Origin of the sequence: Pseudomonas sp. FP1154 (genome assembly GCF_030687245.1) — a bacterium.
GTDB classification, from domain to species: domain Bacteria; phylum Pseudomonadota; class Gammaproteobacteria; order Pseudomonadales; family Pseudomonadaceae; genus Aquipseudomonas; species Aquipseudomonas rhizophila.
Map to the genome: position 1 here is coordinate 4,643,705 of NZ_CP117465.1, position 13,797 is coordinate 4,657,501.

16 protein-coding genes and 1 tRNA gene are annotated in these 13,797 nt (G+C 59.0%); 1 reads left to right on the forward strand and 16 read right to left on the reverse strand.

Annotated features, from left to right (window positions below):
- Positions 1-126 precede the first annotated feature (126 nt).
- Entirely contained in the window at positions 127-1,062 is a 936-nt protein-coding gene (locus PSH91_RS20905; protein ID WP_047227126.1) for a LysR family transcriptional regulator, read from the forward strand.
- Positions 1,063-1,188: 126 nt separating this feature from the next.
- Here PSH91_RS20905 and PSH91_RS20910 read toward each other — a convergent pair.
- The 16 genes from PSH91_RS20910 to PSH91_RS20985 form a co-directional block, all read right to left on the reverse strand.
- Positions 1,189-1,264 (reverse strand) — tRNA-Lys (locus PSH91_RS20910).
- Positions 1,265-1,327: 63 nt separating this feature from the next.
- Positions 1,328-2,002, reverse strand: a complete 675-nt coding sequence (gene queC / locus PSH91_RS20915) for a 7-cyano-7-deazaguanine synthase QueC (protein ID WP_171061329.1) — start codon at positions 2,000-2,002, stop codon at positions 1,328-1,330.
- 19 nt (positions 2,003-2,021) lie between these two features.
- Positions 2,022-2,669: a 7-carboxy-7-deazaguanine synthase QueE gene (gene queE, locus PSH91_RS20920; protein ID WP_047227061.1), complete on the reverse strand. Its 648-nt coding sequence runs from the start codon at positions 2,667-2,669 to the stop codon at positions 2,022-2,024.
- A gap of 166 nt (positions 2,670-2,835) precedes the next feature.
- On the reverse strand, positions 2,836-3,666 hold the full coding sequence (ybgF, locus tag PSH91_RS20925; protein WP_047227062.1) for a tol-pal system protein YbgF: 831 nt from the start codon (positions 3,664-3,666) through the stop codon (positions 2,836-2,838).
- A gap of 6 nt (positions 3,667-3,672) precedes the next feature.
- Positions 3,673-4,170: a peptidoglycan-associated lipoprotein Pal gene (gene pal / locus PSH91_RS20930; RefSeq protein WP_047227063.1), complete on the reverse strand. Its 498-nt coding sequence runs from the start codon at positions 4,168-4,170 to the stop codon at positions 3,673-3,675.
- A 52-nt stretch (positions 4,171-4,222) separates the two neighbouring features.
- Positions 4,223-5,524, reverse strand: a complete 1,302-nt coding sequence (gene tolB / locus PSH91_RS20935; RefSeq protein ID WP_076383695.1) for a Tol-Pal system beta propeller repeat protein TolB — start codon at positions 5,522-5,524, stop codon at positions 4,223-4,225.
- Positions 5,521-6,564 (reverse strand): cell envelope integrity protein TolA, encoded by a 1,044-nt coding sequence (gene tolA, locus PSH91_RS20940; RefSeq protein ID WP_076383694.1) that lies wholly within the window; start codon positions 6,562-6,564, stop codon positions 5,521-5,523. The genes tolB and tolA overlap by 4 nt, the downstream gene beginning before the upstream one ends.
- Positions 6,564-7,016 (reverse strand): protein TolR, encoded by a 453-nt coding sequence (tolR, locus tag PSH91_RS20945; protein ID WP_160893274.1) that lies wholly within the window; start codon positions 7,014-7,016, stop codon positions 6,564-6,566. The genes tolA and tolR overlap by 1 nt, the downstream gene beginning before the upstream one ends.
- Before the next feature lie 23 nt (positions 7,017-7,039).
- Complete coding sequence (gene tolQ, locus PSH91_RS20950; RefSeq protein WP_047227067.1) at positions 7,040-7,735, reverse strand: protein TolQ; 696 nt, start codon at positions 7,733-7,735, stop codon at positions 7,040-7,042.
- A complete protein-coding gene (gene ybgC / locus PSH91_RS20955; protein WP_047227068.1) occupies positions 7,725-8,192 on the reverse strand; it encodes a tol-pal system-associated acyl-CoA thioesterase in 468 nt (155 codons plus the stop codon). The genes tolQ and ybgC overlap by 11 nt, the downstream gene beginning before the upstream one ends.
- A gap of 128 nt (positions 8,193-8,320) precedes the next feature.
- Positions 8,321-9,382, reverse strand: coding sequence for a Holliday junction branch migration DNA helicase RuvB (ruvB, locus tag PSH91_RS20960; protein ID WP_047227069.1), 1,062 nt, complete (start codon positions 9,380-9,382; stop codon positions 8,321-8,323).
- A complete protein-coding gene (ruvA, locus tag PSH91_RS20965) occupies positions 9,383-9,991 on the reverse strand; it encodes a Holliday junction branch migration protein RuvA (RefSeq protein ID WP_058542614.1) in 609 nt (202 codons plus the stop codon).
- Between the two features lie 114 nt (positions 9,992-10,105).
- Complete coding sequence (gene ruvC / locus PSH91_RS20970) at positions 10,106-10,630, reverse strand: crossover junction endodeoxyribonuclease RuvC (RefSeq protein WP_305466650.1); 525 nt, start codon at positions 10,628-10,630, stop codon at positions 10,106-10,108.
- Between the two features lie 171 nt (positions 10,631-10,801).
- Positions 10,802-11,548, reverse strand: a complete 747-nt coding sequence (locus PSH91_RS20975) for a YebC/PmpR family DNA-binding transcriptional regulator (protein WP_076383693.1) — start codon at positions 11,546-11,548, stop codon at positions 10,802-10,804.
- Positions 11,549-11,667: 119 nt separating this feature from the next.
- Complete coding sequence (gene aspS / locus PSH91_RS20980) at positions 11,668-13,443, reverse strand: aspartate--tRNA ligase (RefSeq protein ID WP_092393309.1); 1,776 nt, start codon at positions 13,441-13,443, stop codon at positions 11,668-11,670.
- A gap of 75 nt (positions 13,444-13,518) precedes the next feature.
- Positions 13,519-13,740, reverse strand: coding sequence for an FmdB family zinc ribbon protein (locus PSH91_RS20985; RefSeq protein WP_003178589.1), 222 nt, complete (start codon positions 13,738-13,740; stop codon positions 13,519-13,521).
- Between the last annotated feature and the right edge of the window lie 57 nt (positions 13,741-13,797).

Consider the following 13,797-nt stretch of genomic DNA (forward strand, 5'->3'; position numbering starts at 1 on the left):
CGAGCATATTTAAGAAAATTCCCACAAGCCATTTAAAAAATAAATGCCTTCCGCTAATATATAAATAAACCCCTTTGTCATAAAAACAAGGGACGCTAGCTGATGGATTGCGCCGAGAAGGATCTTATGCTCAATAGTAATTTGCTTAGAAAGCTGGACATGCAGGACCTGATGGTGTTTGTCGCGGTGTACGAGCAAAGCAGCGTCACCGAGGTGTCCGAGACCCTTTGTGTGAGCCAGTCAACCGTGAGCTACTGCCTGAAGAAGCTGCGCACAAGTTTCGAAGATGAGTTATTCATCAATACCCGTAGTGGCATGCGGCCCACGAACAAAGCCACGGCCATGTACAGCCATGTACTCAACATCCTCAAGACCATAAATATATGCCACTCCGGCATTCAAACATTCGACCCCACGCAGAAAGAAATAACATTCAATATTTGCGCCCCGGAGTATTTCGAACTTCTTATACTTCCCCAGCTAGTGAAACGATTCATTGGCAGCCGTTTCCCCGTCATCATTAACATCACGAAATTTCACAAAGACATTCCGGTTGACGAATTGATGGAGGGTCGATTCGACCTGGTTGTTTGTTTTGGCCCCAACTTTCATCGCGGCGCGAAGGGGTTGCGCTCGCAAGTATTACTGGAAGATGAACTGGTCTGCGTGGTCGATAAAGACTTTTCACTGCCCAGGGAGGAATTTGATCTGGAGGCGTTCGTCGCCTGCCAGCATGTTTTTCCGACGCCTTGGACCTCCGACACCAACATGGTGGACGGCTGGCTCGCCCGGCAAGGCTACAACCGACAGATTGTCGCTCGGGCCAACAGCTACGTGGCAGCACTGAATATGATTCCGGGAACCGACTTCATCCTGACGTTGCCTCGGCGTATCCAGGCGTTGACCTGCGATGAAGGCAAATACAGCCATCGCAGGCCACCAGTGGGCTTACCGAACTTTACGCTGGATATGATGTGGAGCGAGAAACCCGGCCAGGACAACGCCAACATCTGGTTTCGCGAACAGATCGTGAAGGTATGCGCCGAGGACGGCTTGCTTTAACAACCCAGGGAACCACTCGAATCGTCGGGTGGTTCCGGTTTTCAAGCGGCGAGTTTTCTACAGGCAAAAAAAAATCCGGAAATCCTCACTTTCGTGGGCCTTCCAGACTTTTAAAACTGCTAAAAATGGTGGGTCGTGTGGGATTCGAACCTACGACCAATTGGTTAAAAGCCAACTGCTCTACCAACTGAGCTAACGACCCGCTGTGTGGTGGCGCGTATAATACTGATTTCTAAGGACTATTCAACACCTAATTTGAAATAAATCAAAAATAAGGGGTTGGATCGCTCACACCCGCCGCCGCGAAGCCTTCGGCACGCAGGCGACAGCTGTCGCATTTGCCGCAGGCACGCCCCTGATCGTCAGCCTGATAGCAGGAAACGGTGAGCCCGTAGTCCACGCCAAGCTTCACCCCCGCCCGAACGATGTCGGCCTTGCTGAGATTCTGCAGTGGTGCCTGAATACGGAAGCCCTGCCCTTCTACACCGGCCTTGGTCGCCAGGTTGGCCATACGCTCGAACGCTTCGACGAACTCCGGACGGCAGTCCGGGTAGCCGGAATAATCCACGGCGTTGACGCCGATGAAGATATCACGGGCACCCAGCACCTCCGCCCAGCCCAGGGCCAGGGACAGGAACACCGTGTTGCGTGCCGGCACGTAGGTCACCGGGATGCCTTCGCTGGGAGTTTCAGGCACGTCGATGGAGCTGTCGGTCAAGGCCGAGCCGCCGATGCCATTGAGGTTCAGGCCGATCACCTTGTGTTCGACGACACCCAGGTCCCGGGCCACCCGCTCGGCGGCGTGCAGTTCGGCGCGGTGGCGCTGGCCGTAATCGAAACTCATGGTGTAGCAGCGGTAGCCCTCGGCACGCGCCATGGCCACGACCGTCGCGGAATCGAGGCCGCCGGACAACAGGATGACGGCACGTTTTTCTGCAATGTTCGAGTGTTCAGTCATATCAGCGCCCCGGCTCGTCGTTCCAAAGATATTTATGCAGCTGCAATTGCAGGCGCACCGGCAAATTGTCCGCCACCACCCAGTCCGCCAGCTCCCGGGCGTTCAAGTCATGATGACTTGGCGAAAACAACACTTCGCCAGCCCGCTGGTCGAGCCCGTATTGAATCAGCTTGGACACGGCCCAGTCATAATCTTCCCGCGAGCAGATAACGAACTTGACCTGATCGTTGGGCGTCAACAGTTCGATGTTCTCATAGCGATTGCGATGGGCTTCCTTGGACCCTGGGGTCTTCAGATCGACGACGCGGCTGACTCGCGGATCAACGGGTGCGATGTCCAAGGCGCCGCTGGTTTCCAGCGATACCTCGTAACCGGCATCGCACAACCGCTTGAGCAAGGGGATCGCGTTGGGTTGCGCCAGTGGTTCGCCGCCCGTAACACAGACGTAGCGCGGGCGAAAACCGGCCACCTGCTCAAGGATGTCGTCGAGGCTGCGCAGGGTGCCGCCACTGAAAGCGTAGGCACTGTCGCAGTATTGGCAACGCAACGGGCAACCGGTGAGGCGCACAAATACTGTGGGCAGCCCGGCCGTTCGCGTTTCACCCTGCAACGAGTAAAAAACTTCGGTAATTCTCAATGTGTCTTGCATAGTCGCCACGGGCGTAACAGCTAAACAGGCTGTCCGCCTCCGTCAGGCACTTCCAGCAACCCCGCCAACGCGCAGATCCCAAGAAGCGTGTTTCATAAAAAGGGCGTGAATTCTAACGAAAAAACCCGCGACAAGCGCGGGTTTCTTCGAAACGGATCAAACAGCCTCACATACGCTGCAAGTCACGCTGAGCCAATTGGGCGGCGGAGGTACCCGGGTATTGGGCCACCACCTGCTCCAGAATGCCCTTGACCTTGTCGGTGTGGCCCAGGCGACGCTCCACGTCAGCGAGCTTGTAGAGCGAGTCCGGCACCTTGGCGTGCTTGGGATAGAGCTGCGAGACCTTGGCGAAGGCCTGACCGGCACCTTGCAGGTCGCCCTTGGCCAGGTTCACTTCACCCAGCCAATATTGGGCGTTGCCCGCATACTGGCTGTTAGGGTATTTGCGAAGGAAAGCGGCAAAGGCCAGACTGGCCTTGTCAAAATCCTTGGCTTTGATCAGATCGAAGGCCGCATCGTAATAGAGCTTTTCCTTCGCCGGATCAGCCGGCTCACCGCCGGCTGCAGGTGCCGGAGCAGTTGCTCCCGCGCCTGCGGCTGCGCCAGGGGCGTTCAAGTCGCCACCGGCTGGAGAATTCTCAGGAGTCGCGGCAGGTGCAACGCCGGTTCCTATGCGCCGATCAAGATCCTGGTATCGCTCCAGGTTTTCCTGCTTCATGCGCGAAACTTCATTTTGCAGAACTTCAATCGCGCCTTGCTGGCGTGAAATCTGGTCTTGCATTTGCTGCAGTTGGTTGAACAGCTGGCCCTGTGCCGAGACAGGGGCCGAAACCCCTCCCCCGGCATAGGCGCCGCTCGTACCGTAACCTGCAGGCGGATAATTGCTTGCGCTATTGTTATAGCCGGAATCATTATCGACCACGGGAACCGCAGCCCACGCCGCAAGCGGCGCGAGGCTGAGAGCCAGAACAGTTACAGCACGGCGGCACGTTCGCATGACGAATTACTTACGCAGTTCGACGCGACGGTTTTGAGCCCAGGACTGCTCGTCGTTGCCGGTAGCAACTGGACGCTCTTCGCCGTAGGAAACCAGTTCCAGCTGAGCTGGGGAAACACCTTGCAGTACCAGGTAGCGTTGAACGGCTTTCGCACGACGCTCGCCCAGTGCCATGTTGTACTCACGAGTACCACGTTCGTCGGTGTTGCCTTCCAGAACGATGCGAGCACCGTTCGACTTCAGGTCTTTGGCGTGAACGTCCAGAGCGCGCATGGCTTCTGGCTTCAGGTCCGAGCTGTCGTATTCGAAGTAGAAGGTGGTGATTGCGCGCAGAGCAGCTTCTTCGCTCAGGGAGCCGTCAACTGCACCAGTGTTAGCGCCGTAACCAGCGTTTGGATCAACAGCGCCTTCACCGGCGTTGTCGCCGCCTTTGGACGAGCAACCTACAGCTACAGCCATGGCCAGAGCCAGCGCAGCAAATTTACCAAACTTCAGCATTTCCATCGTGAAACTCCTAATGAACCCCAGTGTGTTAAGTAAAACGTATTGCGCCGCGTCAGTTCAGGTAAGGGGACCAGGACGGTTCTCTGACTTCGCCTTGTGCGGTAGGAAGCGGGAGCCTCACGCGTCCATTAATGGACACGAGCATCAAGACTCCCCGGCCCTGCTGGCGGGTGGCGTAGATTACCATGGTGCCGTTGGGCGCAACAGTAGGTGACTCGTCCAGAGTGCTATCAGTGAGGATCTTTACACTACCTCGCTGCAAATCCTGAGCCGCCACCTTGAAATTGGTAAAGCCATCCTGGCGATGGATCATCACCAGGGTCTTTTCGTCCGCCGACAGTTTAGGGTTGGCGTTGTAGTTACCGACGAATGTTACGCGTTCGGCACCGCCACCACTGGCGCTGGTCTTGTAGATCTGCGGCTTGCCGCCACGGTCGGAGGTGAAGTAGATGGTCGAGCCATCCTTGCCCCAGAACGGTTCGGTGTTGATGCCGGGACCGTTGGTCACGCGAGAAATCGCCCGCGAAGCCAGGTTCATCACATAGATATCCGGGTTACCGTCCTTGGACAGCACGAATGCCAGGCGCGTACCGTCCGGCGACCAGGCTGGCGCACCGTTCAGGCCTTCGAAGTTGGTGATTTGCTCACGGCGACCGGTGTCAATGTGTTGCATGAAAATACGCGGGCGCTTCTGTTCGAACGAAACATAGGCGATGCGCTTGCCATCGGGGGCGAAACGCGGCGACAGGATCGGCTCGCGCGATTGCAGCAGGGTCACTGCACGAGCACCGTCATAGTCTGAACGCTGCAAGGTATAGCGGGTGTTTTTCTCAGAGAAGCGTTCGGCCGTCACATAGAGCATGCGGGTAGAGAACGCACCCTTGATGCCGGTGAGTTTCTCGAACGACTGATCGGAGATGTAGTGCGCCATGTCACGCAGCTGATCGACGCTGCCCGACACACTACCGGTCAGCACTTGCTGCTCGGTGGCGACGTTGAACAGGGTGTACTGCACCTGCAGGCGACCGCCGGCCGGCACGATGTTGCCGACCATGAGGTACTGGGCGCCCAGGGCTTTCCAGTCGCGATAGATGACTTCGCTGGCCTGGGTCGGCAGGCTGATCATGTTCTGCTTCGGAATCGGCGCGTAGTAACCCGAGTTGCGCAGGTCATTACCGATGATTTCCGACATGTCGTCCGGCAGGACGCTACCGCCCTGCCAGCCGAACGGTACGACGGCGATCGGGGTCGCCCGATCGCTGCCGCTGGTGACCAGAATGTTCTTTTCCTCTGCTACCGCTATCCCTGCCAGGCAGCAGATAACGACCAGCATTGATCGAAGAAGGTTTCTCACAAGGCTAGATCCTCAGGTGTGAATGTCATCTTGAATGAACGATAGGGAGCAAAATCGCTCGGTTTCATTCCTTGCATTTCCGTCAATCGCCCAATGTTCTTGACCGCTGCGACCGCCGAAGCGTCGAACGGGCCATCACCGCTGGACTTGGCCACGCTGACCGAGGTAACCGTACCGTCGGGCAACATGCCGATTTGCAATACTACAGTCATGCCTTTGCGTGCCGAAGGTGGACGAGCCCAGCCTTCTGCCGCTCGGGCGCGAATCAAATCATCGAAACTGCCGGCGACTTCATCGCCCTGCTCATCAGCCAATGCCTGCTGGCGCTGCGGCGTGTCGGAAAGTAAATCTGCCAAGGCCTGGGCCTTTTTCTCTTCGGCGGATTTACGCGCTGCGTCCTGAGCCTTTTTCTTGGCGGCGTCGGCGGCGGCTTTCTTCTTCGCGTCTTCGGCGATTTTCTTTTTCGCCTCGTCAGCTTCAGCTTTCTTCTTGGCGTCTTCGGCCGCTTTTTTCTTCGCGTCCTCGACAATCTTTTTCTTCGCTTCTTCAGCGGCCGCTTTCTTGGCCTCTTCTTCAGCGGCTTTCTTGGCTTCTTCTTCGGATTTTTTCTTGGCTATATCAGCCAGTTTCTTTTCTTCGGCTTTTTTGGCCTCGGCGGTTTTCTTCGCCTCGTCGGCCTTCTTGGCTTCGTCAGCCTTCCTGGCTTCTTCGGCCTTTTGAGCCGCTTGCTCTTTCTTTTGTTCCGCAGCTTTTATCTCTTCCTGCTCGACCTTCTTTTGCTCCATCTGCTCGACTTCGGTCTGGCGCGCGGCGGATTTCTTCGCCTCACCGGCAAGCTTCTGGTTGGTCTGCGTGGTGGCCTGGCTCTTGGACTTGAGCTGATACAGGGTCGCCTGCACGATCGGCTTGGCCGGCGGCAGCTCCGGAGTCATGGCAAAACTGACGAACAGCATGCCAAACACCAGCACATGCAGGCCAATTGCCCAGACACTAGGCCAGAAGTAGCTTTCCGAGGCGGACGGCTCTCGCTGTTGCTGCATCAGGGCGCCTCAGTGATTAAGCCAACATTACCGACCCCGGCTTTCTGCAGGCCGCCCATGGCGCCCATCACCGCACCGTAGTCGACGGTCTTGTCGCCGCGAATGAAGACCTGGGTGCGTTTGCCGTTGCTGTTGCCGGCGTTGATGATCTTGGTCACCGCATCGGTCATCTGCGGCAAGGTCATGGCCCGGTCCTGCTGCTTCTCGGTGTCGACTTCGCTGCCAAGGTTCCAGTAGTAGGTCTTGTCAGCCTTGATCGAAATGGTCAGGACCTGGGTGTCGTTGTCCTGCGGCAAGGCTTCACTGGAAACCTTGGGCAGATCAACCTTCACGCCCTGATTGAGCATCGGCGCGGTCACCATGAAGATGACCAGCAGCACCAACATCACGTCGATGTAGGGCACCACGTTCATCTCGGCAACCGGCTTGCGCTTTTTTCGGGCTCGAGCGATTAAAGCCATTGGGAAATACCTGCTTATTCTTCGCTGGTGTGCACTTTGCGGTGCAGGATCGCCTGGAATTCATCGGCGAAGGTGTAGTAACGGCTGGTCAGCGTTTCGCTGCGGGCAGCAAAGCGGTTGTAGGCGATAACAGCCGGGATGGCCGCGAACAGACCGATGGCGGTGGCAATCAGTGCCTCGGCGATACCCGGGGCCACGGTGGCCAGGGTTGCTTGCTGGGCAGTGGCCAGGCCACGGAAGGAGTTCATGATCCCCCACACGGTACCGAACAGGCCGATATACGGGCTGACCGAACCAACGGTGGCCAGGAATGGCAGGCCCTGCTCGAGTTTTTCTTCCTCGCGGGAGATGGCGACGCGCATGGCACGGGCCACGCCTTCCATCACCGCCTCAGGGTCCACGCCTGGTTGCTGGCGCAGACGGGAGAACTCCTTGAAGCCGGCACGGAAGATCTGCTCGACCCCCGAGTCCGGGTCCGGGTTGCTGCCGGCCTGGCGGTAGAGTTTGGACAGGTCGATACCGGACCAGAAGCGCTCCTCGAAGCTCTCCAGGGCTCGACGACCGGCGCGCAGCATATTGCTGCGCTGAAAGATCATGATCCATGAGGTCACCGATGCGGCTACCAGGATCAGCATTACCAACTGCACCACAACGCTGGCATTGCTGACCAGGCTCCACATGGAGGAATGGTCGACGACGTTAGCTTCCACGCTTTATCTCCTGCTCTGAGTATGTACCGGCGCCGCTCACGCCGGCAAAGGCCGCACGTAGAGCTTCGGGAATGGCCCGGGGTTTCAAACTATGGGTGCGCACACAGGCCACCAGAAACTGCCCTTCACAGAGCAGCGCATTATCCGTAGCCCGCCTGACCTGCTGCTTGAAGCGCAGGCTGACACGGTTCAATTCGATGACATCGGCACTTACCAGAAGCTCGTCGTCCAGTCGCGCCGGCGCGTGGTAGCGCGCTTCGCTGGAATGCACGACGAATAACAGGTCCTCTCCCACCAGCGCGGATTGGGCAAAACCCAGTTCCCGCAGCCGTTCGGTTCGAGCCCGTTCCATAAACTTGAGGTAATTGACGTAGTAAACGATGCCGCCGGCATCGGTGTCCTCGTAATAAACGCGACAGCGATGTGCGAACGACTCCAGCCCGTTTTGCGCGCGCATACTCTAGTGCTTACTCCTCAGGTTGCCAATCGGCCAGGCAACTGTTTTTTCATTCTCGAAATGCAATGACGCTCCGGGTGTCGTCTGGGACAGCACGAACCTGAAAAAAGTCGCTGCACAGAGGTCGTTCAATCGTCCACGGCATCGAGGAATTCGTCTACCACCGGCATCTCACCCATTCGTGTCGGGATGTTTAAGCCGAAATGCAGATAGGCGTGACGCGTCACCACACGCCCGCGGGGGGTGCGCATGATGTAGCCCTGCTGGATCAGGTACGGTTCCAGCACATCTTCGATGGTATGGCGCTCTTCGCTGATGGCCGCCGCCAGGCTGTCCACGCCCACCGGACCGCCGTCGAACTTCTCGATCATGGTCAGCAGCAGGCGCCGGTCCTGGTGGTCGAAACCACGCTCGTCGATGTCCAGCAGGTTCAACGCCAGGTCGGCAATCGGTTTGGTGATGTGGCCCTTGGCGCGAACTTCGGCAAAATCCCGGACCCGACGCAACAGCCGGTTGGCGATCCGCGGTGTACCCCGCGCCCGCCGGGCGATCTCATAAGCGCCATCCGGGTCCAGCGGCAACCCGAGAATGCCGGCCGAGCGGCCGACGATCGTCGCCAGATCGGCGTTGTTGTAGAACTCCAGGCGCTGGACGATACCGAAACGGTCCCGCAGCGGGTTGGTCAACATGCCGGCGCGGGTCGTGGCGCCCACCAGGGTGAACGGCGGCAGATCGAGCTTGATGGAACGGGCCGCCGGCCCCTCGCCAATCATGATGTCGAGCTGGAAATCCTCCATCGCCGGATACAGCACTTCTTCGACGATCGGCGACAGCCGGTGGATTTCGTCGATGAACAGCACATCATGGGGCTCAAGATTGGTCAGCAGCGCCGCCAGGTCACCCGGGCGCTCGAGGACCGGCCCGGACGTACTCTTGATCGACACGCCCATCTCCTGGGCAATGATGTTGGCCAGGGTGGTCTTACCCAAACCGGGCGGGCCGAAGATCAAGGTATGGTCCAGGGACTCGCTGCGCCCGCGGGCCGCCTGGATAAACAGTTCCATTTGCTCGCGAACCGCCGGCTGACCGATGTAATCGGCCAGACTGACGGGACGAATCGCACGGTCTTGTACTTCTTCACGGTCACGGGGGGCACCCGTGGCGGCGATCAGACGATCGGCTTCAATCACTTAAATCATTCCCTTCAGGGCACGACGAATCATGTCTTCGGTGCTCAAGCCTTTTTCCTTGATAGCGGAAATCGCCTTGCTGGCCTCCTGCGGCTTGTAACCCAGGGAGATCAGTGCGGTGACCGCATCGTTTTCCGCGCTGACGGCGGGCGCTGGCGCGTCCGGCTGGTTAGGCACCAGCGCGAACATGGCCGGCACCGCTTCCCAGGCCTTGAAACGGTCCTTGAGCTCAACCAACAGGCGCTCGGCGGTTTTCTTGCCGACACCTGGCACCTTGGTCAGGGCCGAAGTGTCCTGGGACTGCACGCAGCGCACCAGTTCGTCGACTTCCAGGCTCGACATCAAGGCCAGGGCCAGTTTCGGACCGACGCCGTTGAGACGAATCAGCTCGCGGAAGAAATCCCGCTCGCGCTTGCCGACGAAGCCATAGAGTAACTGCGCATCCTCGCGCACGACCAAATGGGTGTGTAGCGTCAGCGGTTCACCGACCGACGGCAAGCGATACAAGGTGGTCATGGGCACTTCCAGCTCATAACCCAGGCCATTTACATCCAGAATCAGGTGCGGCGGCTGTTTTTCAGCCAGGGTGCCGCGCAAGCGTCCAATCACGTTTCAGATCCTTGGGCGTAGGCCAGCCGTGGGCTGGCGAGTAACGGCCAGAGCATGGAGGCCGACGACACAGGCGCAAAATGCTCGGGCTCACGAAAGATTGCGCTGATGCTATCAGAGACGCAGGCGCCCGCCACGACTGCGTGCGGCTCCCAGGCCATGCGGCAACAGGCTGGAACGGGTATGGGCATGGCAAATGGCGATGGCCAGGGCGTCGGAGGCATCGATCTGCGGCTTGCTGACCAGTTTCAGCAGATGCATCACCATCATTTGCACCTGTTCCTTGTTCGCCGCGCCCGTTCCAACGACTGCCTGCTTGACCTGGGTCGCGGTATATTCGGCGATTTCCAGGTTTTCCTCGGCACCGGCCACAATGGCCGCCCCACGAGCCTGCCCCAGCTTCAGGGCAGAATCGGCGTTACGCGCCATGAAGACCTTTTCAATGCCCATGGTGACCGGGCCGTAGATCTGGATGACTTCACGCACGCCGCGATAAACGATCTGCAAGCGCTCGTGCAACTCACCGGCACCGGTGCGGATACAGCCTGACGCGACGTACACGCAGCCGCGCCCGGTATCACGAACCACGCCGTAGCCGGTGATGCGCGAACCGGGGTCGATACCAAGGATTAAAGTCATAACGCCTGCGGTTTGGAGATGAAGTGTTTGAATCTGTGGGAGCGAGCCTGCTCGCGATAGGGGTATCACTGCAACATCTTTGCAAGCTGGACCCTCGCTATCGCGAGCAGGCTCGCTCCCACATAAAGCACCTACGCATAACTGAACAAGATCGCTGTACCAACAACGCTATCAGCCAAGCTGTTCAGCGACCGCTTCAGGAATGTCCGCGTTAGAGTAGACATTCTGCACATCGTCCAGGTCTTCGAGCATGTCGATCAGCTTGAGCACCTTCTCGGCACCCTCCAGGTCCAGTTCGGCGCTGGTGGTCGGCTGCATGACGATTTCCGCGTCGGCCGGCTTGAAACCGGCAGCCTCCAGGGCATTGCGCACGGCGTAGAAGCTGGCGAACGAGGTGAACACGTCGAAGGAACCGTCTTCATGACTGACCACGTCATCGGCGTCGGCTTCCAGGGCCGCCTCCGTCAGGGCATCTTCATCGAGGCCCGGCGCGAAACTGATCTGCCCCTTGCGCTCGAACAGGTACGCCACCGAACCGTCGGTGCCCAGGTTACCCCCGCATTTGCTGAAGGCGTGACGCACGGCGGCGGCGGTGCGGTTGCGGTTGTCGGTCATGCACTCGACCATCACCGCTACGCCACCGGGGCCGTAACCCTCGTAGGTCAGCTCTTCCACATTATCGGCTTCGGTCGCACCCGCGCCGCGGGCGATAGCGCGGTCGATGATGTCGCGACTCATGTTCGCCCCCAGCGCCTTGTCCAGGGCCAGGCGCAAGCGCGGGTTGGAACCTGGATCACCGCCACCCTGGCGGGCAGCGACCGTCAGCTCACGGATCCACTTGGTGAATATCTTGCCCCTCTTGGCATCCTGACGTTCTTTGCGGTGCTTGATGTTCGCCCACTTGGAATGACCTGCCATAACTCGCTCCGGTTTCTCTTTGCAACATTGCCCGCCCTGCGCTCGCACAGTAGCCGGCAACCAGAAATATCGACCCCAATGAAAAGGCGCATCCGAAGATGCGCCTTCAGGTGTCGGCCTTACTCAGCCTTTGGCTGTTCACGCAGACGGATGTGCAACTCGCGCAGTGCCTTGGCATCCACTACACCCGGAGCCTGGGTCATGACATCGGCCGCGCTCTGGGTTTTCGGGAACGCGATCACTTCACGAATCGACTGGGCGCCGGTCATCAGCATCACCAGGCGGTCCAGGCCAAAGGCCAGGCCACCGTGGGGCGGTGCACCGTACTTCAGAGCATCGAGCAGGAAGCCGAATTTCTCTTCCTGTTCCGCTTCACTGATGCCCAGCAGACGGAAGACCGCCTGTTGCATTTCCTTGCGATGGATACGGATCGAACCGCCACCCAGCTCGGTGCCGTTCAAAACCATGTCGTAAGCGCGTGACAGAGCGGTGGCCGGGTTGGCCTCCAACTCCTCAGGCGAGCACTTCGGCGCGGTGAACGGGTGGTGCAGCGCGGAGAAACTGCCGTCGTCGTTCTCTTCGAACATCGGGAAGTCGACAACCCACATCGGCGCCCACTCGCAGGTCAGCAGCTTGAGGTCGTGACCCAGTTTGATGCGCAGCGCACCCAAGGCTTCGCTGACGATCTTGGCCTTGTCGGCGCCGAAGAACACGATGTCGCCATCAACCGCGCCCACGCGATCGAGGATCACGTTCAGGTTGGCTTCAGGGATGTTTTTCACGATCGGCGATTGCAGGCCGTCAACACCCGCCGCGCGCTCGTTGACCTTGATGTACGCCAAGCCCTTGGCACCGTAGATGCCGACGAACTTGGTGTAGTCGTCGATCTGCTTGCGCGGCATGCTTGCCCCGCCTGGCACACGCAGGGCCGCGATCCGGCATTTCGGGTCGTTGGCCGGGCCGCTGAACACCTTGAAATCGACTTCCTTGAGCTGATCGGCCACGTCCACCAGTTCCAGCGGGTTGCGCAGGTCCGGCTTGTCGGAACCGTAGCGGCGCATGGCTTCTTCGAAGGTCATGTGCGGGAACTCGCCGAATTCCAGACCCAGCACTTCCTTGAACAGGTTGCGGATCATGCCTTCGGTCAGGCCCATGATGTCTTTTTCGTCGAGGAAGCTGGTCTCGATGTCGATCTGAGTGAACTCAGGCTGACGGTCGGCACGCAGGTCTTCGTCGCGGAAGCACTTGGCGATCTGGTAGTAGCGGTCGAAGCCGGCCACCATCAGCAGTTGCTTGAACAGCTGCGGCGATTGCGGCAAGGCAAAGAAGCTACCGGGGTGGGTGCGGCTCGGCACCAGGTAGTCGCGAGCACCTTCCGGCGTGGCGCGGGTCAGGATCGGCGTCTCGACGTCGAGGAAGCCGTTCTCGTCCAGGTAACGACGGATGCTGGTGGTCATGCGCGAACGCAGACGCAGCTTCTCGGCCATTTCCGGGCGACGCAGGTCAATGAAGCGATAGCGCAGGCGGGTTTCTTCGCCCACGTCGGAGTATTCGTTGAGCGGGAACGGCGGGGTTTCCGCTTCGTTGAGCACTTCCAGCTCGTAGCCCAGCACTTCGATCATGCCCGAGGCCATGTTGGCGTTGCCGGCACCGGCCGGACGCAGGCGTACCTTGCCGGTGATCTTGACCACGTATTCGCTGCGCACGCGGTCGGCGGCGGCGAAGGTTTCAGCGCGGTCCGGGTCGAACACCACTTGGGCCAGGCCTTCACGATCACGGATATCGAGGAAAATCACCCCGCCATGGTCACGGCGACGATGGACCCATCCGCAAAGAGTAACTTCCTGACCTTCCAGGCTTTCGTTCAGTTGGCCGCAATAATGGCTGCGCATCATGGTAGTGGTTTCACTTCTCGTAATTCGAAATTCGGTTGGAGGCCCTGCCCGTGCAAGAGCTCGCGCGTGTTCAACTCAGTCAGCTTTGTCGCCACCGGCCAGGTTCTTCTTGGCGCCGGTCTTGAAGTCGGTTTCATACCAGCCGGTGCCACCGAGGCGGAAACCTGGCATGGACAGCATCTTTTTCAGTTCCGGCGCCTGACAGGCAGGGCAGTCGACCAGCGGTGCCGCGCTGATCTTTTGAATGGCTTCCATCTGATGACCACAGGAAGCACATTGATAGTCGTACATCGGCATGGGGGTTGTCTCGGCGATCAGGTTACTCGCGCAAAGGCTGGGCTTTGCGGCAAAGAG

What these genes read in the sequence shown, in the direction of transcription:
- ybgF (WP_047227062.1), bottom strand. Translation starts at nt 3,666, where the DNA reads ATGCGAACGTGCCGCCGTGCTGTAACTGTTCTGGCTCTCAGCCTCGCG.
- aspS (WP_092393309.1), bottom strand. Translation starts at nt 13,443, where the DNA reads ATGATGCGCAGCCATTATTGCGGCCAACTGAACGAAAGCCTGGAAGGT.
- ruvC (WP_305466650.1), bottom strand. Translation starts at nt 10,630, where the DNA reads ATGACTTTAATCCTTGGTATCGACCCCGGTTCGCGCATCACCGGCTAC.
- ybgC (WP_047227068.1), bottom strand. Translation starts at nt 8,192, where the DNA reads ATGCGCGCGCAAAACGGGCTGGAGTCGTTCGCACATCGCTGTCGCGTT.
- PSH91_RS20985 (WP_003178589.1), bottom strand. Translation starts at nt 13,740, where the DNA reads ATGCCGATGTACGACTATCAATGTGCTTCCTGTGGTCATCAGATGGAA.
- tolA (WP_076383694.1), bottom strand. Translation starts at nt 6,564, where the DNA reads ATGCAGCAACAGCGAGAGCCGTCCGCCTCGGAAAGCTACTTCTGGCCT.
- PSH91_RS20905 (WP_047227126.1), top strand. Translation starts at nt 127, where the DNA reads ATGCTCAATAGTAATTTGCTTAGAAAGCTGGACATGCAGGACCTGATG.
- queE (WP_047227061.1), bottom strand. Translation starts at nt 2,669, where the DNA reads ATGCAAGACACATTGAGAATTACCGAAGTTTTTTACTCGTTGCAGGGT.
- PSH91_RS20975 (WP_076383693.1), bottom strand. Translation starts at nt 11,548, where the DNA reads ATGGCAGGTCATTCCAAGTGGGCGAACATCAAGCACCGCAAAGAACGT.
- pal (WP_047227063.1), bottom strand. Translation starts at nt 4,170, where the DNA reads ATGGAAATGCTGAAGTTTGGTAAATTTGCTGCGCTGGCTCTGGCCATG.